Raw genomic sequence first — 19,767 nt, 5'->3', positions numbered from 1 at the left:
TAGGCACCACCAAGAAATTGAACTGCCAGAAGAGCTGCGGGATATGGTGCGGGATGTTTGGTACATCAACTCGGGCTCCTTCGAGCAGCCACAGCAATTTGAGGTGACGCCCGATGGCGACGCGGAGATTATCTTTCACATCGGCGGCGGTTGCACTGTGCTAACCCCGGACGGCCTGCAGCCCTTGCCCTCACCGTTTCAGATGGGGCTGCTCAAAGATCATCCGTCACCAAGTAGTGTGGCCTAGCACGCAAGAAAGCTGTATTAGCGCGGTAGGTGCTATGTTTAGGGCACCGGTCCGGCCTAGGTAGAAACCCTACCGAGGGTCACTGCCTAGGCCAGCCAGGCCTAATGCTTCCACAGCTGCTTATACGCCTAGTACACTACCTGCCATGAAACCTGAACTCCAAGACCTGCCGCTCATCAACAATAGCGGCAGCCACCGCTTCGAGCTGACCGTGAACCACTCTACCGCCTTTATGGAATATGGTGAGAGGGAAGAGGCGTTGGCCCTGTTTCATACGGAGGTGCCGGCGCAGCTGGAAGGGCAGGGGGTAGGTACGGCCCTAGTGGAAAAAGTACTAGCCGAAATTGAGCAGCGGCAGCGGCAACTGATTCCGCTGTGCCCCTTCGTAACGGCCTACCTGAAGCGGCATCCGGAGTGGCAGCGGCTGGTGGCCCCGAGTTACCTGCGCTGGTTTCAGCAGTCCCAATCGCACTGAGGCAGCAGGCAGGAAGTGCCAAACCAAGAAGCTTCTGGTTTTAAACACTGCCCAGATGACACGCCGCTCTCAAATACTTGAGCGGCGCGTTGCGTGTCAACCAGAAGCAGTTGTATAAAAAATGCTTAGGGTTACTCTAGGGCTATTACTTAGGAATCAGCAGAGCTAGGCCAGTACTGTTTACGTTCAACTCCCACTCGCTAAGCGCGTATGCTGGAGTATGCATCCCCTTGTGCCCTGGTTGCCCCTGTTGTTTCTTCCCTTTTTTGCGGGTCTGTTCAGCTTGATAAGCTTTATGGTGTCCCGGATGGGGTGGCACCGCCTGGCCAAGCAGTACGCCGTAGAAACAGTACCGGCCACCGTTGAGCGGACTTTACTGGCCCACGTGCGCATTGGCTTGGCCAATTATAAAAACTCAGTGCGGGCTGGGGCAACCTCACAGGGCTTGTGGCTTACTACCTGGAAAATCTTCTTCCTAGGCCACCCACCACTGTTTGTTCCCTGGGCAGCGTTTGGGCCAATACGAGCGCAGAAGTTTCTCTGGGTCACCAGCTACAGCACCGACATCGACTGCGGCGGCTACTCCGTGCGTTTCATGTTTAGCAGCGACTGGCTGCGGCAGACTATACCAGCCTCTGTGCCGGTGCAGGAGTAGCTAGTTAGCTGCGCAGCTGAGCTGCTATTTTAGCAGGTATCCACCTGAAGGCATCCTAGCACGCCTGCCTAACTTGGCATCAACTACATCTACTCCATTGTACAATGGGAGTGTATCTAGTGCGTTGATAATGAGTGCTTGGCGATTAGGCCTGGCACGTGTTTATAATGTTCGTGTACCAATTAGTTAACTCAGTATGCAAATCAAAAGAACCGTATTAGCAGTGGCCCTAATTGCGGCCACTGGCGGCGCTGCCACTGCCCAAACAAGTTGCCCTAAGCCCGTCATGAAAGTGTTCCGCAACCAGCAGGAGGTGCCTGCTACTGGAGCCGCGCTGGTGCCTCAGGTAACGCTGCAGGTCAGCCCAAACCCAGCCTGTGCAGAGAAAGTCAGCTACCAGTTCAAAGACGCGGAGCTAACTCTGATTCGGGGTAGGCGGCCATTGCTGCCCACCAAGCGCGTGAGCCAGTCGTCGGTTGACCTATCAGATATGATGAAGCTGGCCCAGCCCGGCGACCGGGTGTATGTGTTTGTGCCCTACAAGAACCTGATGGTGGTTTCGGCCGATGGCAAGCGCACGCCGTACCCGGTGCCTGCCCTAACTCCAGAGCAGGAAAATGGCATTGGCTTCAACTGGCCAGTGGTGCAGAAATGAGCAACTGGCCTAGCGGTTAATTGCAGTAAGTGTGTAGCTTGAGGGAGCGGCAGCGGTGCTATAAATTTCACTGTGGCTGCTCCCTCCTGTGTACTCGCCTAACGCCCCACCTATGCAATCAGCCGCTGAGTTGCCCACCATCGTTGTTGCCCCAAGCCGCGCAACCAGTTCCCGAGTGCAGGCCGTGGATGTGATGCGCGGACTGGTGATGGTGATTATGGCCCTTGACCACGTGCGCGAGTTATGGAGCCCCACTGCATTTCGGCCCGAAGACCTTACTCAGGCTACCGGCTGGCTTTTCTTTACTCGCTGGATTACCCACTTCTGCGCGCCTACTTTCGTGTTTCTTTCGGGGGTGAGTATCTGGCTGCTGCAGCAAAAAAAGGGGAGCCGGGGTGTCACTAGCCGGTTTCTGGTTACGCGGGGGCTGTGGTTGGTGGTAACGGAGGTGCTGGTTATTACCTTCTTGCTGCAGTGGAGCTATACTATACTGGTGCTGGAAGTTATTTGGGCAATAGGCTGCGGAATGGTGCTGCTGGCGGGCTTGCTCTGGCTACCCCGGCCGGTGCTGGCAGGGCTAGCCGCGCTCATCCTGCCTGGCCACGATGCGCTGCCCATTATCCAACCCGTAACGGGCTCTAACGTTGGCTGGGCCCTGCTGCACAACACCCCTTTCCTGGTGCCGCTGGGCTCATCGGTGCCGGCCTTACTGGTGGCGTACTCCGTTGGGCCCTGGCTGGGCGTGATGCTGGCAGGCTACGTGATAGGTCCGTGGTTTGCTAGGCCACTACCCGAGCGGGCTCAGTGGCTGCGCCTGGCGGGGGTGGGCCTACTAGGCCTGTTTGTGGCTTTACGCGCTACCAACTGGTACGGCGACCCGGCCCCCTGGAGCGTACAGCCCCGCGGTGGGTTCTATACCGTGCTGTCTTTTCTAAACGTGAGCAAGTACCCGCCTTCCTTACTATTCGTGAGCCTCACGCTGGGGGTATCTCTGCTGTTACTGAGCCAGCTAGACACCGCAGATAACCGCCTGACGCGCTGGCTGCGTACTTTTGGGCAGGTACCGTTCTTCTACTTCGTGCTGCACCTACTACTGATAAGTGTCGGCGCCTGGATCTGGACCCGGCTGTCGTTTGGGCAAGCTATTAACTTGTCGTTTGCGGCGCCGCCCACCTGGCCTAAAGAATATGCCCCTAGCCTGTGGCGTGCCTATGCCGTGTGGGCGGGAGTGGTGCTAGTGGCCTACTGGCCCTGCCGCTGGTACCGGAATTTCAAGCGGCACCATACGTACTGGTGGCTCTCGTACGTGTAAGAGAATAGCTGCGAAGGGTGGGTTTCGCTACTGTTCAGATAGCTGCGAGTGGTGCTGTAGCCCATAGCTACCGAGAAGTTGGCCGGCTATTATTACTAATAGCATCTAGCTGTTCTGCCTGCTACCACCTCTGGTTGCTCAATTGATTCGTACACTTGCCCATATGAAACCGAATACCCTTGCCGCTTTTTACGATGCGCTTGCCCCGGGTCCAGAGTCCGCAGTGGGCGTATTACCACCACCGGATATGGGGCAAGGCGTGGGGCATTTTAACGTATTCTCCTTGGCGGACCTGCGCGGGGCACCCCCCATGACGTTTAGCCAGCGAGCTTACTACAAAATCACGCTCTGCCGCGGGCGCAGCCAGGTGGAGTGCGCCGACCAGACCCCGCACGCCGGCGATAATACGTTGTTTCTGGTGACGCCGAGCGTGCCCTACCGGTGGCTGCCGCTCACCGAAGATTTTACGGGCTACAGCTGCCTCTTCGACGATGCCTTTCTGCTGCCCGCCCGCACCGGGGTGGTGCTGGCGGAGCTGCCGATCTTTCAGCCCGGAGCCTACCCGGTGTGGGAAGTAGCCGAGGCCGACTGCGCGGCGGTAGAAGCTATTTTCGAGAAGATGGCGCGCGAGCTCAGGTCGGGCTACACCTATAAGCACGACCTGCTGCGTACCTACCTCTGGGAGCTGCTTCACCTGGTGCAGAAGCTACAGCCGGTCCCCGCCCCGCTAGCTACGCACAGCGCCGCCGAGCGGGTAGCCACCCAATTCACGGAGCTGCTGGGGCGGCAGTTTCCGCGCCTCAGCCCGCAGCCGCCGCTGCGCCTGCGCACCGCCACCGACTATGCCGACCAACTGGCCGTGCACGTCAACCACCTCAACCGCGTGCTGAAGGAGACGACGGGCCAAACCACCACCGCTCTCATCAGCCACCGTCTGGCGCAGGAAGCTAAGCTCTTGCTGAAGCAAACCGCCTGGAGTATTTCGGAAATTGCCGATAGTCTGGGCTTTGCCGATGTCGCCCACTTCTGCACCTTCTTTAAGCGCCACGCCGGCCAAACGCCGGGCGACTTTCGTCGTTTGGCCGTGTTTGGAGTCTAGCATGTTTGAAATCTAAAACAAATGGGTTGACTGGCGAAGTTTACTGCTTAGCTGTCGCCCGGACCTTTGTGGGGTACTTACTCGCCTCCTTATCCTAGGAGGCCTAACCCACAAGCAACATGGCAAATAAGAAGATTGCGCTGGTCACGGGCGGCAACAAAGGTATCGGCTTCGAAATTGTACGGGGGCTATTGCAAGCGGGCTGCCGGGTGTACTTAGGGGCCCGCGAGGCCGCCAAAGGCCAGCAAGCCGTAGCCGAGTTGGCCGCCGAGGGCGACGTGCTATTCCTGGAAGTAGATCTGAACAACCCAGCAACACTCGCCGCGGCAGCGGCGCACCTGCAGCGTGAAGAAGGCTACCTCGACATTCTGGTGAATAATGCGGGAATTAACGTGGCTGGCGACGGCTCGCCAGCCACCGCCGACGTGCGTAGCGTAGAGCAAGTTCTCCAAACCAATTTCGTAGGCACGCTGGCCGTTACTCAAGCGTTTTTATCGCTGGTGAAGCAGGCCGCGGCGGGGCGCATTGTCAACGTGTCAAGCCCGCTGGGCTCGCTCACCATTGTTGGGCAGAATGACTGGGCCCTACTTGGGTACTCGGCCTCGAAGGCTGCCCTGAACATGCTCACCGTGCAGCTAGCCTATGAGCTGCGGAACACGGGCATCAAGGTAAATTCGGCGGCGCCCGGCTACACGGCCACCGACCTGAATGGCTTTGCGGGCACCGACACGCCCGCGCAGGGGGCGGCGGAGGCCATCCGGCTGGCCCTGCTACCAGCTGATGGCCCTACCGGCACGGCTTCCTCTTCCGCTGGTGTATTACCTTGGTAGAGTCTTGCCGATAAGCGCTCTTTGCTGGTACTCCTTAAGGTACGTGCCGGGTAGCTTGCTACTACAGAGCTGGTAAGCTACCCGACACTGCTACTAGCTACTAGGCCTAGTAGGTAACTTGACTAAGCAACTTGCCTGCTAGACCTAGACATGAGGTAGGCCACTACAGCTTTTGGGCGGCTACACCTTCGGCCGTAATCTTCACGGGCTGGATGTGGCCTTGTTTGTCGAATTCCAGCTTGTCAATGCAGGTTACGCGGTGGTTAGCGTCAGTTTCGCCCAAGGGCCGGCGGTGATACACGATGTACCACTCATCTTTACCCGGCACCTGAATGACAGAGTGGTGACCTGCCCCCGTAGCCACGCTGGGGTCTTGCTGCAAAATCTTGCCCACCCGCTGGAAGGGGCCTAGCGGCGAGTCGGCAATAGCGTAGGCCACCGAATAGTTTGGCCCGCCCCAACCTCCTTCCGACCACATAAAGTAGTACTTGCCGCCGCGCCGGAACATGAATGGGCCTTCCACATAATTCTGGGGCGTAATTTCCTTATAGGTAGTGCCATCGGGGTAGGGGAGCAGGCCCGTAAAATCGGGTTTCAGGCGCACGATGTTGCAGTGCGACCAACCACCGTAAATCATGTAGTACTGCTTGTCAGTGTCCTGAAACACAAACTGGTCGATGGGCTGGGCGCCGTTATGAATAGTACCGATAAGCGGCTTGTTGAGATAGTCGCGGAAAGGCCCTTCGGGGCGGGAAGCTACGGCTACCCCAATGCCTCCAACCTCTCCCTCGTGCACATCATTCGCCCCGAAAAACAAAAAGTACTGGCTGTCTTTCTTAACGATGGAAGGGGCCCACATAGCGCGCCTTGCCCACTTAACACTGGTGGTATCGATAATGCGTGAGTGCTTGGTCCAGTGTATCAGATCCGTGGACGAAAACGCATCCATGAACACCTGCTGATTGAAGGGCGCGGAGTACGTGGGGTAAATCCAGTACTGCTTACCGAAAATAGTAGCCTCTGGGTCGGCGTACCAACCGGGGAACACGGGGTTGCCAGACCGCGCCGGCTTGGTAGCCGCGCCTGTAGCCGCTGCCGCTGCAGGGGCTTGCGAGAAGGCCGCGTTGGTGAGGAAAAGGCTGAATAGGGCACTGAGGATGGCGGGTGTTTTCATAAGGAATATGCTAGTGGCCTACTGCGTAGTTGTGGGAAAAATAACTGCCAAGTTTATATAAAGTATTGCACAAGTACACGTATAGACAGCCTAACCACTATTACTATTCCCTCCTTATGGCGCTTCTCAACTTGGGTGACACGGTACAGTTGAAATCGGGCGGGCCCGTTATGACCATTGTCAAGCTTACGCTGAAGCAGGTTACCTGCACGTGGTTTGATGAGCAGAACCAGCTCCAAGCACCTACTACCTTTCCGCGCGATGCCGTGAAGCCCGCCGCATCCCCGGATGCGCCTACCGATGAAGCCCGCGAGAACAGCTTGTTTGGGCAAGCCTAAAGGGTAACTCTAGTGGCCTAGAACTGGGCAGGTTAGAAAGCTGAACATAACAATGCCGCTGAGTCGAGGTTGATACAGCTTCATGAAAGTTGCATCTACCCCGGCGCCGTGCGTTCTGGGGCTGCTGTCAGTTGCTGGCGAGTGGAGGGCATTTGTTGCGTATGGAAATTTCAAGTAATCCGAATCGGACCCGGCCCTATGTCATTGCCTGGGTATTCTCACTGATCTTCTACTTTCTGGAGTATGCCGTGCGGTCGGGGCCAGCAGTAATGCTACCCGAGCTGGCTGGGGTGTTTGGGGTTACGGCGGTGGAGGTAGGCTCTATTCTGGGTACCTACTACTACACCTATTCTTTGGCCGGGCTAGTGGCAGGCATTGCCCTCGACCGGACCGGCGCCAAATATGCCCTGCCCGCGGGGGTAGCCGTGGTGGCGCTCGGGTGCTTGCTGTTTGCAGTGCCTGGCTCACTGGCCGGCAATAGCGGCCGTCTTTTACAAGGGGCGGGCTCTGCCTTTGCCTTTACCGGGTCGGTATATTTGGCATCTCGTGGGTTTCAGGCCCGGTCCCTGGCTACTGCCATTGGCGCTACGCAGTGCCTCGGCATGTTGGGCGGCGCCGTAGGCCAGTTTGCAGTAGGCCCACTTATCCATCAGGGGTTTGATGTCCGCACATTCTGGGTGCTGATGGGCCTGGCAAATTTGGCTACTGGCCTAGCCTTGTTCTTCATCACCCCCAACGATGCCGCCGAGCAGGCCCGGCAGCCCGCCGCGGCGGGCGGTTTGCTGCAGCCCTACAAAATTGTGTTCAGCAACCCCCAGTCTTACCTCTGTGGCCTAATTGCCGGTTTGCTGTTTGCCCCCACTACCATTTTTGCCATGAACTGGGGCGTGGCCTCTTTGCAGCAGGATCAGCACATGAGCTATGAGGCGGCCATTTGGGCGTGTTCGATGGTGCCACTGGGCTGGGTGTTGGGTTGCCCGCTGCTCGGCTGGCTCGCTGATCTGTTGGGCCGTCGTAAGCCCGTGCTCTTGGCTGGGGCTGTCTGCATGGTGCTGGTTGGGTTGCAAGAGCTGTACGTGCCCGCGTTGCTGCCCATGTATGCGAGCCTATTCCTGTTTGGTGTGGCATCAGGGGCCGCCATGATTCCCTATTCCATTATCAAAGAGGCCAACCCCGACCATGTGAAAGGCAGCGCTACTGGGGCAATGAACTTCCTCACTTTCAGCGTAACAGCCCTGCTAGGCCCCTTATTTGCTCATCTGTATGGCCAAAGCTTGGGCAATGCCGATGACCCCATAGCTCACTTCCGTACCGGGGGCTTTTTCTGGATTGGCTGCACCAGTCTGGCTATCCTGGCGAGCCTGCTGCTCCGCGAGACTGGCCTAGGCCGCCGCGCTGCCTGAGCCTGTATACCCTCAATTACCTTTCAATAGCACTGTCAGGCCTAGGGATAAGGTTTGACAGCAGAGGCAGGCCTTGAAAATCAGGCTGGAAGAGTTGCGCATAGAAGCCATTTGTTGGCTATGCAAAGCCCAAACCAACAAATGCCAGTGGTTGCCGGTTCAACAGGCCTGACGTTAACTAGCATCCTCATGAAAGCATACAAGCTCCACGGGCCTAAAAGCCTGGAGAATTTCAAGCTGGGCACATACGATGAGCCCGCCGTGCGTGACCACGAAGTAAAGATTCAGGTGAAAGCCGTATCCCTGAACTTTCGCGACTGGGCTTTGGCTAACGGCTGGTTTGGCTATCCTGGCGAGAAGCTGCCTTTTATTCCCTTCAGCGATGCTGCGGGGATAATAACTGAGGTAGGAGCCAGCGTTACCAGGTTCAGGGTCGGCGACCGGGTAGCGGCCAACTTCTTCCCTGATTGGCACGACGGGGCCTTCACGGCCGCAAAAACTGCCCGCTCCCTAGGCGGCAGCACCGACGGTGTATTGGCCGAATACGTATCCTTCCCGGAACAAGCCGTAGCCAAGGTGCCCGACTCGTTTTCTTTCGAAGAAGCCGCTGCCTTTCCGTGTGCGGGCGTTACTGCGTGGCATTCCTTGGTAGTGCAGGCTCAGCTAAAGCCCACCGATACTGTGCTGCTGCAGGGCACAGGTGGGGTATCCATCTTCGGACTGCAAATTGCCAAGCTCATGGGCGCCCGAGCTATCATCACGTCAAGCTCCGACGAGAAACTGGCTCAGGCCCGAGACATGGGGGCTGATGTGCTCATCAACTATAAAGAAGCTCCCAACTGGGACGAAAAGGCCCGCGAGTTGACTCAGGACGAGGGCGTAGATTATGTGCTGGAAGTAGCCGGGCAAATGGCGCGTTCTATCAAGGCCCTAAAGCCGGGCGGCAGCATCTTCCAGATAGGAGCCGTAGGTGGCCCGAATGACGAAGCGCCCAACCTCTCTATGGTGCCCATCAACACCCAGCGTCTCCAGGGTATTTACGTGGGCAGCACACGAATGCTCACTGACATGCTGCAGGCCTTTGACCGCAACCAGCTTAAGCCGGTCATTAGCAAAACATTTGGTTTTGACCAAGCTAAAGAAGCCCTGAGCTATATGGGTAGCGGATCGCACTTCGGCAAGATTGTAGTGCAGGTAGGTTAAATAGGCTGATTGAAGAACAGGTGTCACTCCAAGTAGGAGGAGATAACTAGGAAGTGGACTATTCACCTCTCCTAGATTTCTCTTCTTACTTGGAGTGACACATTTTTAGGCCACTTCTGTGCTTCTAGATACGGCATCATGTCCGCAAGAGCTAGGCGCCGGTTTTGGCATAGACGTCATATGAGCGCGGCATGCTCATCAAGCTAAGCTAGAGCCACCAGAGCAAGCTTGTTTACGTATTCATCGAAAGGGCAGCGTGAGCTGCCCGGTAAAAATACGTCGATGAAAAAGCATAATTGGTCCGGAATAAACTACCTGCCACAGGCTAGCAGCTCGTGCAAGGGAGTAGCAGGGCTAGGCCACTCGCCGCGCTACAGTTGCTTAAAGCTCGGTGCTGTTGTTTGTTGGCTGGCGATACTGGCCGCTTGCTCCGATGATAAAGCGCCACATCAGCAAGCAGAGCCACCACTTTCTGAAGCAACCACCGAGACAAAAGCAGCAAGCGCCACTGCTCCTGATGAAGCCGCTTCAAATGCAGCAGCGGGAAGCCGCTACCAAGTGGTGGCGGGTACAGCCTATTTCTTTGATTCTCCGGAGCCAACGGTAAAGCCCAACGGCAAGTATCTATTGCGCGGTGATGTGCTCATTGGCGAGGAAGAGCGCAACGGGTTTGTGCGGACTCGCTTCAAGACGCCGAAAGGAGCTACTGTTACAGGATGGTTGAAGCGCGAAGAGCTAGGCCAGTTGGCTGCCACCACTCCCGTGCGCAACACGACAGCTCCCGCACGCTCAGCCGTCACACCACCTGACCCTAATGACGACTACAGCTATGAGGAACCTATTGCTCCCGTGGAGCCAGAAAAACCTGCTCTTCCGGCCGCTACTGGCACTCAGCGGGCGGTAGTGCAAGTAGCGCGCTCATACTTCTACGACTCACCCGACCTAATTCAACCTCGCAAGGCCCATTGCGTGCAAGGCGATAAAGTATGGCTTGGAGAAGTGCGCGGCGACGCCGTGTATGTGACGTTCACTAACTGGGAAAAAGTGACCTCTAGAGGATGGATGAGAAGAGATGCATTACGCTCCATCCCGTAGGGTATTTGCCGTTGTAGGTAGTAGCCCAAGTACGGAATGCGCCCCGCAGTAAGGCCGCTGTAGTGTGCTTGATGCTTGCACGGGCAGGAGCCAAGTAAAATAAAAGCCGTACGTTTACGCTGTTTAAGGCAAATTGTCTTCTGTCACTACCATCCATTCGCGTGCTGAATAATAGTAGAGTTCCGTTGCCAGTTGCTATTCTTTTAATCCTTTCCTAAAGCATCATGTCAACAGGAACCGTAAAATTTTTCAATGAAACCAAAGGCTTTGGTTTCATTAACGATGCCGCTACTGGCCAAGACGTATTCGTTCACGCCACGGGCCTGATCGACGAAATCCGTGAGAACGACAAAGTTGAGTTCGAAGTAGAAGAAGGCCGTAAGGGCCTGAGCGCCGTTAAAGTTCGTCGCGCTTAGTTTCAGCTTTTAGTAAAACAACAAGGGGGTAAGCCAGCTGGCTTACCCCCTTGTTGTTTTACGAGACTAGCGTTACCAGCTCTATCGGGCATTTAAACTCTGAAAAACCGCTGTCCATTCAGCTTCCGTTTTAGCATTCTTAGCACCAGGCGCATCTTTTAAAGCGGCAGCTAGCTCTGGTACAGAACTCTGCATTTGTTTGAGGTTGAGCTTCACGGGCACGGCTGTAGCATCAGGCCGCCGTACGTAGTAGGTGGGTTTGTCTTCCACTTCATCTAAACGGTTTCCGGTAGTGTAAGCGCCAGTGGGAGCCTTGTGCACAACCTTAATGTACTGTTTAAGCAAGGTGTACTTCCCTTCCTGCAGGACTTCTACAAATTGTGTGCGCTGGCTTGGAACAGGAGCCTCTGTAAAGCGGCGAAACACTCGCTCGCGGGCTGGGGTAAGACCTGTGGCTGGCTCCTGCAGTATAAACCGCTCCAACAGGCGGTCATCGAGTTGTAAAGAGTCCTTGGGGCGGTCTACTAACCGCATGAGTAAACGTTTGTTGAGTACATCATACTTAAGAGGCACGGGCGCCAGAGGTACTTTGTTGCTCATAATGAGCTTAGCCGGTAGCCAGCGGTCATCAGCGTAAGGCGAACCAAGGATTTCGTTGCGAGAGCCGTTAGGGACTACAGTAGGAGAGCCATTGACCAATGCCTGCAAATTGGCCTGAGCTGCGGCCCCAACCTGTTCAATGTGAGGTTGCTGAGCGTAGCATAAAGTGGCCGGTAGTACCAGGCTTGCTAAGAGCGACAGGCGCAGTTGCATAGATGCCATATGATTAAAGGGATAATATTTGTCTAATCTACCGACTTTTCACGGCACGTGAACACTAGTGCGTGGAATGTCAGTACACGAAGAGATTCTCAATTTTGCAGCAGCAACCATTACTAAATCAAATATCCATCCTCTACCCCCTATGCAAGCAGCTTCCACTGTATTCTTGGTTCGCCCCGTGCGGTTTTCCTTCAACCCTGAAACGGCGGCTTCAAACTACTTTCAGCAGGTAGTACAAGGGCTAGGTGAGAATGCCATGCAGGAAAAAGTGCAGGCTGAGTTTGATAATGTAGTGACTACGTTGCGCGCGAAAGGGGTGCGGGTGGTAGTGTTTGAGGATACTCTCGAACCACATACTCCGGACTCCATTTTCCCAAACAACTGGCTCACCATGCATGCCGACGGCCGTGTGCTGCTCTATCCGATGTGTGCGCCCAACCGCCGCCTAGAGCGCCGGCCTGATATTCTGGCAGCTCTAGGCCAGTCCTTTGCCATGCGAGAAGTGGTGGATTTTTCAGAAGCAGAGCATACAGGTCATTTTCTAGAAGGAACCGGCAGTATAATCTTCGACCACCAGCATCGGGTGGCCTACGCTGCTCTATCGCCCCGCACCGACGCCCGATTGTTCACGGAAGTATGCACCTTACTGGCCTACCAGCCCATTACATTTCACGCAGTAGATCAGAAGGGCCATGCTATCTACCATACAAATGTGATGATGTGCGTGGGGGCAAAGTTTGCGGTGGTATGTTTGGAGAGCCTCCGGGATGAGCAAGAGCGGAATACCGTGGTAAGCTCTCTACAGGAGACGGGGCACGAAGTACTTCCTATCTCACTGGAACAGGTGGCGAAGTTTGCTGGAAATATGCTCACGCTGCAGCCCGCTGAAGGGCAGGAGCTACTGGCTATGTCGCAGAGTGCCTTTGATGCACTTGGACCAGTTCAGCGAGGCATCCTAGGCCACTACTGTGAGTTGCTGCCGCTGCCCATCCCCACTATCGAAACCATTGGTGGTGGCAGCGTTCGGTGTATGCTGGCAGAGGTGTTCTTGCCCGAGAAGGCGTAGGCCACTTAGGCTACTCCAGACACAATAAACCCTGCCTGATACAGCATCAGGCAGGGTTTGTAGGGTGCAACTAAGTAGGGCTAAGCGGCAGCCGTTGCGTTCAAGCCCAAGACCTCGCTAGTGTGGGCTCGCAGCTCTTCAACTAGCTGTGGGTTATCGTTCAGCGACTTGCCGAACGACGGAATCATCTCACGCATTTTGTTCTGCCACTCTGGGGTGTTGGCGTACTGCGGGAAGCAGCGCTGCACCAAGCCTACCATGATGCTCACGGCCGTAGAAGCGCCTGGCGAAGCACCCAACAGGGCCGCAATAGAGCCATCGGAAGCTGCTACTACTTCGGTACCAAACTCTAGCACGCCCCCTTGCTTGGCGTCTTTCTTGATGACCTGCACGCGCTGACCCGCAATTTCCAGCTCCCAATCTTTCGGGTTTGCCTCGGGCAGGTATTCACGCAGAGCGGCAATGCGGTCTTCCGGCGACTGCCGCACCTGGTTGATTAGGTACTTGGTGAGCGGAATGTTCTTGAGGCCGGCAATAATCATGGGGCGCATATTGCTCAGCTTCACCGACAGCGGCAAATCGAGGTAAGAGCCCTGCTTCAGGAACTTGGTGCTGAAGCCTGCATATGGGCCGAAGAGCAGCTCCTGCTTTCCGTTGATAACGCGGGTATCCAAGTGCGGCACCGACATGGGTGGGGAGCCTACCGAGGCCTTGCCGTATACTTTAGCGTGGTGCTTGGCAATAACGGCGGGGTTCACACACTTCAGCCACTGCCCGCTTACGGGGAAGCCGCCGAAACCCTGGCCTTCCGGAATGCCAGATTTGATGAGCAAGGGCAAGGAGCCACCACCCGCGCCAATAAACACGAAAGGTGCCCGAATCTTCACGCTGTTGCCCGTAGTCAAGTCCTTAGCGCGAATGCCCCAGCGGCCATCTTCCTTGCGCTTGATCTTATCTACATCGTGGTGGAAGTAGAACGAAACGCCCGGCTTCTGCTGCAGAAGCGTGAACATGCCACGGGTAAGAGCGCCAAAGTTTACGTCGGTGCCCAGGTTCATGCGGGTGGCGGCTACGGGCTGCTGGGGGTCGCGGCCGTCCATCACCAGAGGCATCCATTGCTCCATCTGAGCGGGGGCTTGGGTGAACTCCATGCCCTGGAACAGCGGCGACTGCGTAAGCGCGGCATGGCGCTTGCGCAAGAATTCCACGTTTTTGTCGCCCCACACGAAGCTCAGGTGGGGGATATGGTTGATGAAGCGCGTAACGCCCGTCACTTGGTATTTCTCCACCAAAAACGACCAGAACTGCTTCGATTGCTCGAACTGCTCGGCAATGGCAATGGCTTTGGAAATATCAATGCGGCCATCGGGCTTCTCGGGCGTGTAATTCAGCTCGCAGAAAGCGGAGTGGCCGGTGCCGGCGTTGTTCCAGGCATCGGAGCTTTCGGCGGCAGCCACGTCGAGGCGCTCAAAAATGGCAATGGTCAGATCAGGTTGCAACTCCTTGAGCATCATGCCCAGAGTAGCGCTCATAATGCCAGCCCCAATCAATACCACATCGGCAGAAAGGGTGGCGGAGCTATCAGTAGTACTCATGCGTAGATCAGAAATAGGACTTACGAAGTACGGGGAAAGTCCGAAAAGGTGGCTTTTGTTTTAGAAAGAATATCAAGCTCAACCGCGCAACCCTCAGAGTTAGCGGGGTTTTTGACCGGCAACAAAAGTAGGTTCGGGCCGGTAGTACAGTACAATTTCTGCCCTCAAACTTGTTCCTGAATCGATGAATCTTGGAAACAACACCATTCTGATTACCGGCGGCGCCACCGGCATAGGCCTAGCCCTAACAGAGCGCTTGATGAAAGCAGGCAGCCAAGTAATTGTGTGCGGCCGCCGGGCCGAAGCCCTGGAAGAAGCGCAGCGCCAGCTGCCAGGCCTCCATACCCGCGTATGTGATGTAGCCCGCCCTGAGCAACGGGAGGACCTGGCGCGCTGGGTGCAGCAAGAGTTTCCCAACCTGAACGTGCTCATTAACAACGCCGGCATTCAGAACCGGTGGCAGTTGGCTGCCCCCGATACCTCCACGAACTGGGCCGATTACCAGAATGAGCTAACCATCAACGTAGATGCGCCCATGCACCTGGCGTTGCTTCTGATTCCGCATTTGCGCCAGCAGCAGAACCCAGCCATTATTAACGTCACTTCGGGTCTGTCGTTTGCGCCAGCGGCTTTTGCGCCCATTTACAGTGCCACTAAGGCCGCCATGCACTCTTTCACGCTTTCGTTGCGGCATCAGCTGTCAACCACGCCCATTAAGGTGCTGGAGATTGTGCCACCCGCCGTCAATACCGACCTAGGTGGGGCAGGTCTGCACACCTTTGGCGTGCCCGTTGATGCCTTCGCCGACTCCGTGCTGGAGCGGTTGGCCCAGGGCGAAGAGGAGGTAGGCTATGGTACTTCTGAGGAGGCCCGGCTGGCCTCACGGGAGCAGCTGAATGCTCGCTTTAAGTTGATGAATAAGTAAGCGGCTCTTGGCTGCAACACTGGCCTAGCACCAGCGAAAATAACCCTTTCGCGGTGCTAGGCCAGTGTTGTTGTAAAGGAAATTTCCATCGTGTTGTGGGGCTAGAAAACAGGGCGAAAAGCCTAGCTTATTATTGTTCTGCGGGAGCTATAACGGGCTTGTCGGTGTTATAACTAGCTATGACAAACCAGACCTTGGAGCTCTTCGATTTACCCGTTCTAAACGCTGCACCGCAGCCTACACCCGAGCCGCTCACGCACAGCGCGCGGTTGTGGTTACCCAAGCGGGTACTCTTCACGCCCGATGCCTTAGATGAGCCCTTCGGCCAGCAGATTTATGAGCGCGTAGCAGCCCAAGGTCTGCCGATTGAGGTGTTGAAAAGCAACCGCATCACGGGACTGCGTGGTGAGGATGCGCGCGAAACATACCGTAACGCTAAAAACACCATGGCCGTGGTGAAGGCACCGGCGGGTGCCTTGCGCCTGCAGCCCACGCCTCCTTCCGCCGACTGGCAAATGAACCTAGCTGAGGGCTGCCCGGCCCACTGCCAGTATTGCTACCTGGCCGGTAGCCTGCAGGGGCCACCGGTGGTGCGTGTATTTGCCAACCTGCCCCAGCTGCTCGATAACACCGCCACCTATGAGCAGCCCGGCCGCCGCACTAGCTTTGAGGTGAGCTGCTACACCGATGTGTTAGGCATTGAGCACCTCACCGGCAGTCTGGCAGAGTGCATCCGGTACTTCGGCACGCGCGAAGGAGCACAGCTGCGCTTTGTGAGCAAGTATAACCAGGTCAATTCCTTGCTGGCATTGCCCCACAATGGGCACACGCGGGCCCGTATTAGCCTGAATGCTGAGCCGGTGGCCCGGCGCTTAGAAGGTGGTACTGCCTCCATTGATGCCCGTTTGCAGGCGCTTCGGCAGTTGGCCTTACCGCGGGAGCAGGGTGGGGGAGGCTACCCCGTAGGCGTGGTTCTGGCCCCCATTATGCAGATCCCAAACTGGCGCCAGCACTACACTGAGCTGTTTGACCGGATGGCTGCTGCTCTGGACTTCGACTGCGACCTGACCGTGGAGTTTATCACGCACCGCTTCACGCCGGGCTCTCGCGACGTACTGCAGCAGTGGTACCCCAACACGTCGCTAGACTTTGATGAGGCTACCCGGGCCGTTAAGCGCAATAAGTTTGGGGGCGTAAAGTTTGTGTACCAGCCTGAAGACATGCGCACACTGCGTCAGTTCTTCTACGAGGAATGGCAGAAGCGCTTCCCGAACGCGCCAATCCAGTACTGGACATAGCTTCTCCCGATTAATTTTCTACTACAACCAAACAGGCCTAGGCCGGGAATCTCCCCCTGACCTAGGCCTGTTTGGTTGTGTTGTAAAAGTGCAAACTGCTGAGTAAGCGGTTAGGCTACTTGATGCAAGGCCTGCCACTCCGGCTGAAGCATACTCATCTCCACTAGGCTCCAGTATTCGTCATCGTATTTGAGTACATCGCGCAGAACGCCCTCGCGCTGCATACCAGCCCTGGTGTAAGCGGCAATGGCGGCCGTGTTAAAGTCGTACACCCCCAGTGTGATGCGGTGCAGGTTGAGTTGTTCAAAACCAAACCGTAGTACCTCCGTCAGCATCTGACGGGCAAAGCCATTGCCACGAGCTTCTGGAGTGATAAACACCCGGCTTATGCGAGCTGAGCGGTTTTTTTCGCTGATGCCGCCCAAGGATATGTGGCCTACTGTGTTACCAGTATTGGTATCAATGGCCTTGAAAATGAACACATCTGACTGGCCTAGCTCGTTGCTTTCCTGTAAGTACCACTCCATTTTATCGTGGTTGAGCGGAAAGTTAAACATGGGGCCAGCCCAGTTCATAAGTAGGTGCGGAGAGTCAATCCAGCTGATGAGTTGTTCGAAATCAGCGGGGGTAAAATATTCTAGTTGGATCATGAAGCGGCGAGCAGAAGTACGCAATAAGCAACGGCCAAATTGCCGATTGGTTATTGCTCAGAACCCGCTAAGATACGGTAAAAAGTCCAATTGATCAGCTAATACGGTTCAGCTTGTTTGATCTTCTGGAACCAGGGTGAAGGGTTGATCTTTGGCCTCAACCAGAGAACGAGTTTTGGGGAGTGCCTCAGGGTGGTGCTGTTGGATGAACGTGACCATGTGCTCGCGCACGGCACAGCGCAGATCGAAGGCATTGCTGGAGTTGGCGGCACTTACCAAGCACCGGAGTTCCAGCGTGCGCTCCTTCGAGTCGGTGACTTGCAACACGCACACGCGCCGGTCCCAGAGAGTATGACCATTCACGTAGCGCTCCAGTTCTTTGCGAATGGCGTCTACTGGTACGGTATAATCGGTATACAGAAATACGGTGCCTAATAACTGAGCGGTACTACGCGTCCAGTTCTGAAAGGGCTTCTCGATAAAGTAGTTCAGGGGTAGCACCAAGCGGCGCTCGTCCCAGATGCGCAGCACCACATACGTGAAGGTTATTTCCTCTACCCGGCCCCATTCACCTTCCACCACTAGCACGTCATCGAGGCGAAGAGGCTGAGTGAAGGCAATTTGGAAGCCGGCCAGCAGGTTGCTAATAGAACGCTGCGCCGCAAAACCTACGATAACGCTGGCGATACCGGCCGAGGTGAGCAGGCCCGTGCCAATCTTCCGCACCGTAGCAAAGCTCATCAGAATGAGGGCGGTAGCCACGAAGATGATCAGCGTAACCACCAGCTTTTTAACAAACTGAAGTTGGGTAAACAGCTTGCGCACTCGCAGGTTGTCAGCCTCGCCGAGGCGGTAGTGGTCCTCTACCAGGTCCTGAATTACGTCCACGGTTTTCACCAGCCCCCACGCAAAGGTGATGAGCAGAGAGGTTTCTACTAGCCGGCGCATAACTTCCAGCGGGCGGGCTTCCAGGTAGGTAAGCGGCAGCATGAAGGAGAGCACGAGCACCGGAAAAAACCAGGCGCTGGGATGGCTCAAGTGCCGTGCTACCGATTGGGTGAGCAGGATTGGCTCCCGTCGGTTGTACGCATCGAGCAGGGCGAAAATGGCGTATTTGAGCAGACGACCGGTTACCAGGCTGCCGACTATCACCGCCAGGGGCTGCAGCCACAAGCGAAGCTGTTCAGGAAGGTCAGAGAAGGATTCAAGCATGAGAATGGCGTCGGAAAAAGCGTCGGCGCAAGACAAAAAGAACCCTTCTGTACCCCAAACAGCCCGCAAAGGTTAGGCTGCAGTGGCCTAGCGGCCGGCAAACTGAGCCCCGCGCCGCTGCAGCTCTTGCCGGGCCTGCGCGTACCCTTCTGCCGAGATAGCGCGGGTAGCATCCTCCAGAAACACCACGTCAAATCCTTCTTTCAGCGCATCCAGCGCCGAGAAGTTTACGCAGAAATCAGCTGCTAGGCCACACAGATGAACCTCGCGCACCCCCCGGCCACGGAGGTAGTCGGCTAGGCCAGTACTCTTGCGGTGGCCGTTATCGAAAAAGCCACTGTAGCTGTCTATTTCGGGAGTGGTGCCTTTGCGGAAAATGGCCTCGATGCGGTGCTGATCCAAGTCGGCGCTAAACTCGGCGCCGGGGGTAGCTTGCACGCAGTGGTCGGGCCACAGCGTTTGGGGCAGGCCGTGCAAATCAATCTGCTCGAAGGGCTGGCTGCCCTGGTGCTGACTGGCAAAGCTCTGGTGCTGAGCGGGGTGCCAATCCTGGGTAGCTACTACCAGCTCGTACTGCGGCTGGAGGGTATTCACGAGGGGCAGAATCTCCTCACCACCAGGTACAGCAAGTGAGCCACCCGGCAAAAAATCGTTCTGAATATCAATGAGCAGTAAAGCGCGCATGCTGTTAGGAGTTATAGTAGAAAAGCAGAGCCAGATGCAAACATACAGCGGGGCCGGTTTCCCTATCTTGGAACAGATAGGAAACGGATGAGGTTGATTATGTGCCTCCCTATGCTTCCCACCTATGACAATTCATCAAACCATTTATATCAGTAGGTTTCACAACAACCCTACGGAAGAACAGCTGACGGAGCTACTTCAGCAAGCGCGCCTGAAAAATCATCGGTTGCTTATTACGGGCATTCTGCTGTATGCTTCGGGGCGGGTGCTGCAGGTGCTGGAAGGGCCGGAACAGGAAGTGCGGGAGGTGTTCGAGGCTATTACGCACGACCCGCGCCACTACCAGATCGTAACATTGGCTGATATTGTGGTGCCACGCCGCCAGTTTCCTGACTGGAGCATGGGCTTTACCGTGGCTGATCCGGTGGAGTATGAGCACATTACGGGGTATGTGAGCCCCGACAAGCCGCTGTTTCCGCTGCCGCGCGCTCATAATGCTAACCCCGCCCTCATGCAACTACTGCTCAACTTTGTGGCTCTCCACCCTGTGCTGGCCTAGGCAGCGCCTGAGATAGTGCCCGCGTCATTTCCTGCCTACCTTGCGCCCCGCTGC

General features: G+C 56.2%; 22 protein-coding genes. 16 read left to right on the top strand and 6 right to left on the bottom strand.

Annotation, left to right across the window (positions count from 1 at the left end; translation table 11 throughout):
* Positions 1–43: 43 nt before the first annotated feature.
* The 7 genes from EU557_RS01490 to EU557_RS01460 all read left to right on the top strand — a co-directional run bounded on the left by EU557_RS01490 (position 44) and on the right by EU557_RS01460 (position 5,273).
* Complete coding sequence (locus EU557_RS01490) at positions 44–247, top strand: hypothetical protein (RefSeq protein WP_135528649.1); 204 nt, start codon at positions 44–46, stop codon at positions 245–247.
* A gap of 145 nt (positions 248–392) precedes the next feature.
* Entirely contained in the window at positions 393–722 is a 330-nt protein-coding gene (locus EU557_RS01485) for a GNAT family N-acetyltransferase (RefSeq protein WP_135528648.1), read from the top strand.
* 220 nt (positions 723–942) lie between these two features.
* Complete coding sequence (locus EU557_RS01480) at positions 943–1,377, top strand: hypothetical protein (RefSeq protein WP_135528647.1); 435 nt, start codon at positions 943–945, stop codon at positions 1,375–1,377.
* Between the two features lie 196 nt (positions 1,378–1,573).
* The gene (locus tag EU557_RS01475; RefSeq protein WP_135528646.1) at positions 1,574–2,032 is read left to right on the top strand and encodes a hypothetical protein; all 459 of its coding nucleotides are present in this window, start codon (positions 1,574–1,576) and stop codon (positions 2,030–2,032) included.
* A 112-nt stretch (positions 2,033–2,144) separates the two neighbouring features.
* A complete protein-coding gene (locus EU557_RS01470; RefSeq protein WP_135528645.1) occupies positions 2,145–3,344 on the top strand; it encodes an acetyltransferase domain-containing protein in 1,200 nt (399 codons plus the stop codon).
* A 163-nt stretch (positions 3,345–3,507) separates the two neighbouring features.
* A complete protein-coding gene (locus EU557_RS01465) occupies positions 3,508–4,443 on the top strand; it encodes a helix-turn-helix domain-containing protein (RefSeq protein WP_135528644.1) in 936 nt (311 codons plus the stop codon).
* A gap of 119 nt (positions 4,444–4,562) precedes the next feature.
* On the top strand, positions 4,563–5,273 hold the full coding sequence (locus tag EU557_RS01460; protein ID WP_135528643.1) for an SDR family oxidoreductase: 711 nt from the start codon (positions 4,563–4,565) through the stop codon (positions 5,271–5,273).
* A 163-nt stretch (positions 5,274–5,436) separates the two neighbouring features.
* Here the strand turns inward: EU557_RS01460 and EU557_RS01455 are convergent, their stop codons facing one another.
* Complete coding sequence (locus EU557_RS01455; RefSeq protein ID WP_135528642.1) at positions 5,437–6,447, bottom strand: glycoside hydrolase family 43 protein; 1,011 nt, start codon at positions 6,445–6,447, stop codon at positions 5,437–5,439.
* A gap of 116 nt (positions 6,448–6,563) precedes the next feature.
* On the opposite strand from EU557_RS01455, the gene EU557_RS01450 reads away from it, so the two are divergent.
* The 5 genes from EU557_RS01450 to EU557_RS01430 all read left to right on the top strand — a co-directional run bounded on the left by EU557_RS01450 (position 6,564) and on the right by EU557_RS01430 (position 10,902).
* Positions 6,564–6,785, top strand: a complete 222-nt coding sequence (locus tag EU557_RS01450; RefSeq protein WP_135528641.1) for a YodC family protein — start codon at positions 6,564–6,566, stop codon at positions 6,783–6,785.
* Positions 6,786–6,946: 161 nt separating this feature from the next.
* Entirely contained in the window at positions 6,947–8,188 is a 1,242-nt protein-coding gene (locus EU557_RS01445; protein WP_135528640.1) for an MFS transporter, read from the top strand.
* Positions 8,189–8,377: 189 nt separating this feature from the next.
* Positions 8,378–9,391: a zinc-dependent alcohol dehydrogenase family protein gene (locus tag EU557_RS01440; RefSeq protein ID WP_167855048.1), complete on the top strand. Its 1,014-nt coding sequence runs from the start codon at positions 8,378–8,380 to the stop codon at positions 9,389–9,391.
* Between the two features lie 282 nt (positions 9,392–9,673).
* Positions 9,674–10,486 carry a hypothetical protein gene (locus EU557_RS01435; protein WP_135528638.1) on the top strand — a complete coding sequence of 271 codons (813 nt, stop codon included), beginning with the start codon at positions 9,674–9,676 and terminating at the stop codon, positions 10,484–10,486.
* 224 nt (positions 10,487–10,710) lie between these two features.
* Positions 10,711–10,902, top strand: coding sequence for a cold-shock protein (locus tag EU557_RS01430; RefSeq protein ID WP_135528637.1), 192 nt, complete (start codon positions 10,711–10,713; stop codon positions 10,900–10,902).
* Positions 10,903–10,983: 81 nt separating this feature from the next.
* On the opposite strand, the gene EU557_RS01425 is transcribed toward EU557_RS01430, so the two are convergent.
* Complete coding sequence (locus EU557_RS01425) at positions 10,984–11,724, bottom strand: hypothetical protein (protein ID WP_135528636.1); 741 nt, start codon at positions 11,722–11,724, stop codon at positions 10,984–10,986.
* Between the two features lie 142 nt (positions 11,725–11,866).
* Here EU557_RS01425 and ctlX point away from each other — a divergent pair, with 142 nt between their 5' ends.
* Complete coding sequence (gene ctlX / locus EU557_RS01420) at positions 11,867–12,790, top strand: citrulline utilization hydrolase CtlX (RefSeq protein ID WP_135528635.1); 924 nt, start codon at positions 11,867–11,869, stop codon at positions 12,788–12,790.
* Positions 12,791–12,870: 80 nt separating this feature from the next.
* On the opposite strand, the gene EU557_RS01415 is transcribed toward ctlX, so the two are convergent.
* A complete protein-coding gene (locus EU557_RS01415; protein ID WP_135528634.1) occupies positions 12,871–14,385 on the bottom strand; it encodes a malate:quinone oxidoreductase in 1,515 nt (504 codons plus the stop codon).
* Between the two features lie 184 nt (positions 14,386–14,569).
* Between EU557_RS01415 and EU557_RS01410 the strand changes: the two genes are divergently transcribed.
* Complete coding sequence (locus EU557_RS01410; RefSeq protein WP_135528633.1) at positions 14,570–15,310, top strand: SDR family oxidoreductase; 741 nt, start codon at positions 14,570–14,572, stop codon at positions 15,308–15,310.
* 179 nt (positions 15,311–15,489) lie between these two features.
* Positions 15,490–16,608 (top strand): SPL family radical SAM protein, encoded by a 1,119-nt coding sequence (locus tag EU557_RS01405; protein WP_210115960.1) that lies wholly within the window; start codon positions 15,490–15,492, stop codon positions 16,606–16,608.
* 110 nt (positions 16,609–16,718) lie between these two features.
* Here EU557_RS01405 and EU557_RS01400 read toward each other — a convergent pair whose 3' ends face one another.
* The 3 genes from EU557_RS01400 to pncA all read right to left on the bottom strand — a co-directional run bounded on the left by EU557_RS01400 (position 16,719) and on the right by pncA (position 19,154).
* On the bottom strand, positions 16,719–17,258 hold the full coding sequence (locus tag EU557_RS01400) for a GNAT family N-acetyltransferase (protein ID WP_135528632.1): 540 nt from the start codon (positions 17,256–17,258) through the stop codon (positions 16,719–16,721).
* A 108-nt stretch (positions 17,259–17,366) separates the two neighbouring features.
* Entirely contained in the window at positions 17,367–18,470 is a 1,104-nt protein-coding gene (locus EU557_RS01395; RefSeq protein ID WP_135528631.1) for a mechanosensitive ion channel family protein, read from the bottom strand.
* Between the two features lie 87 nt (positions 18,471–18,557).
* Positions 18,558–19,154, bottom strand: a complete 597-nt coding sequence (pncA, locus tag EU557_RS01390; protein ID WP_135528630.1) for a bifunctional nicotinamidase/pyrazinamidase — start codon at positions 19,152–19,154, stop codon at positions 18,558–18,560.
* Positions 19,155–19,278: 124 nt separating this feature from the next.
* On the opposite strand from pncA, the gene EU557_RS01385 reads away from it, so the two are divergent.
* The gene (locus EU557_RS01385; protein ID WP_135528629.1) at positions 19,279–19,713 is read left to right on the top strand and encodes a BLUF domain-containing protein; all 435 of its coding nucleotides are present in this window, start codon (positions 19,279–19,281) and stop codon (positions 19,711–19,713) included.
* Positions 19,714–19,767: the final 54 nt, after the last annotated feature.

Source organism: Hymenobacter wooponensis (assembly GCF_004745865.1).
GTDB classification, from domain to species: Bacteria; Bacteroidota; Bacteroidia; order Cytophagales; family Hymenobacteraceae; genus Hymenobacter; species Hymenobacter wooponensis.
Note: the sequence above shows the minus strand (reverse complement) of the source record. Positions and strands in the feature narration are given on the sequence as shown.

Excerpts from the sequence above, each read along its gene's own strand:
- EU557_RS01490 (WP_135528649.1), top strand. The coding sequence starts at position 44 with ATGGTGCGGGATGTTTGGTACATCAACTCGGGCTCCTTCGAGCAGCCA.
- EU557_RS01485 (WP_135528648.1), top strand. The coding sequence starts at position 393 with ATGAAACCTGAACTCCAAGACCTGCCGCTCATCAACAATAGCGGCAGC.
- EU557_RS01480 (WP_135528647.1), top strand. The coding sequence starts at position 943 with ATGCATCCCCTTGTGCCCTGGTTGCCCCTGTTGTTTCTTCCCTTTTTT.
- EU557_RS01475 (WP_135528646.1), top strand. The coding sequence starts at position 1,574 with ATGCAAATCAAAAGAACCGTATTAGCAGTGGCCCTAATTGCGGCCACT.
- EU557_RS01470 (WP_135528645.1), top strand. The coding sequence starts at position 2,145 with ATGCAATCAGCCGCTGAGTTGCCCACCATCGTTGTTGCCCCAAGCCGC.
- EU557_RS01465 (WP_135528644.1), top strand. The coding sequence starts at position 3,508 with ATGAAACCGAATACCCTTGCCGCTTTTTACGATGCGCTTGCCCCGGGT.
- EU557_RS01460 (WP_135528643.1), top strand. The coding sequence starts at position 4,563 with ATGGCAAATAAGAAGATTGCGCTGGTCACGGGCGGCAACAAAGGTATC.
- EU557_RS01455 (WP_135528642.1), bottom strand. The coding sequence starts at position 6,447 with ATGAAAACACCCGCCATCCTCAGTGCCCTATTCAGCCTTTTCCTCACC.
- EU557_RS01450 (WP_135528641.1), top strand. The coding sequence starts at position 6,564 with ATGGCGCTTCTCAACTTGGGTGACACGGTACAGTTGAAATCGGGCGGG.
- EU557_RS01445 (WP_135528640.1), top strand. The coding sequence starts at position 6,947 with ATGGAAATTTCAAGTAATCCGAATCGGACCCGGCCCTATGTCATTGCC.
- EU557_RS01440 (WP_167855048.1), top strand. The coding sequence starts at position 8,378 with ATGAAAGCATACAAGCTCCACGGGCCTAAAAGCCTGGAGAATTTCAAG.
- EU557_RS01435 (WP_135528638.1), top strand. The coding sequence starts at position 9,674 with ATGAAAAAGCATAATTGGTCCGGAATAAACTACCTGCCACAGGCTAGC.
- EU557_RS01430 (WP_135528637.1), top strand. The coding sequence starts at position 10,711 with ATGTCAACAGGAACCGTAAAATTTTTCAATGAAACCAAAGGCTTTGGT.
- EU557_RS01425 (WP_135528636.1), bottom strand. The coding sequence starts at position 11,724 with ATGGCATCTATGCAACTGCGCCTGTCGCTCTTAGCAAGCCTGGTACTA.
- ctlX (WP_135528635.1), top strand. The coding sequence starts at position 11,867 with ATGCAAGCAGCTTCCACTGTATTCTTGGTTCGCCCCGTGCGGTTTTCC.
- EU557_RS01415 (WP_135528634.1), bottom strand. The coding sequence starts at position 14,385 with ATGAGTACTACTGATAGCTCCGCCACCCTTTCTGCCGATGTGGTATTG.
- EU557_RS01410 (WP_135528633.1), top strand. The coding sequence starts at position 14,570 with ATGAATCTTGGAAACAACACCATTCTGATTACCGGCGGCGCCACCGGC.
- EU557_RS01405 (WP_210115960.1), top strand. The coding sequence starts at position 15,490 with ATGACAAACCAGACCTTGGAGCTCTTCGATTTACCCGTTCTAAACGCT.
- EU557_RS01400 (WP_135528632.1), bottom strand. The coding sequence starts at position 17,258 with ATGATCCAACTAGAATATTTTACCCCCGCTGATTTCGAACAACTCATC.
- EU557_RS01395 (WP_135528631.1), bottom strand. The coding sequence starts at position 18,470 with ATGCTTGAATCCTTCTCTGACCTTCCTGAACAGCTTCGCTTGTGGCTG.
- pncA (WP_135528630.1), bottom strand. The coding sequence starts at position 19,154 with ATGCGCGCTTTACTGCTCATTGATATTCAGAACGATTTTTTGCCGGGT.
- EU557_RS01385 (WP_135528629.1), top strand. The coding sequence starts at position 19,279 with ATGACAATTCATCAAACCATTTATATCAGTAGGTTTCACAACAACCCT.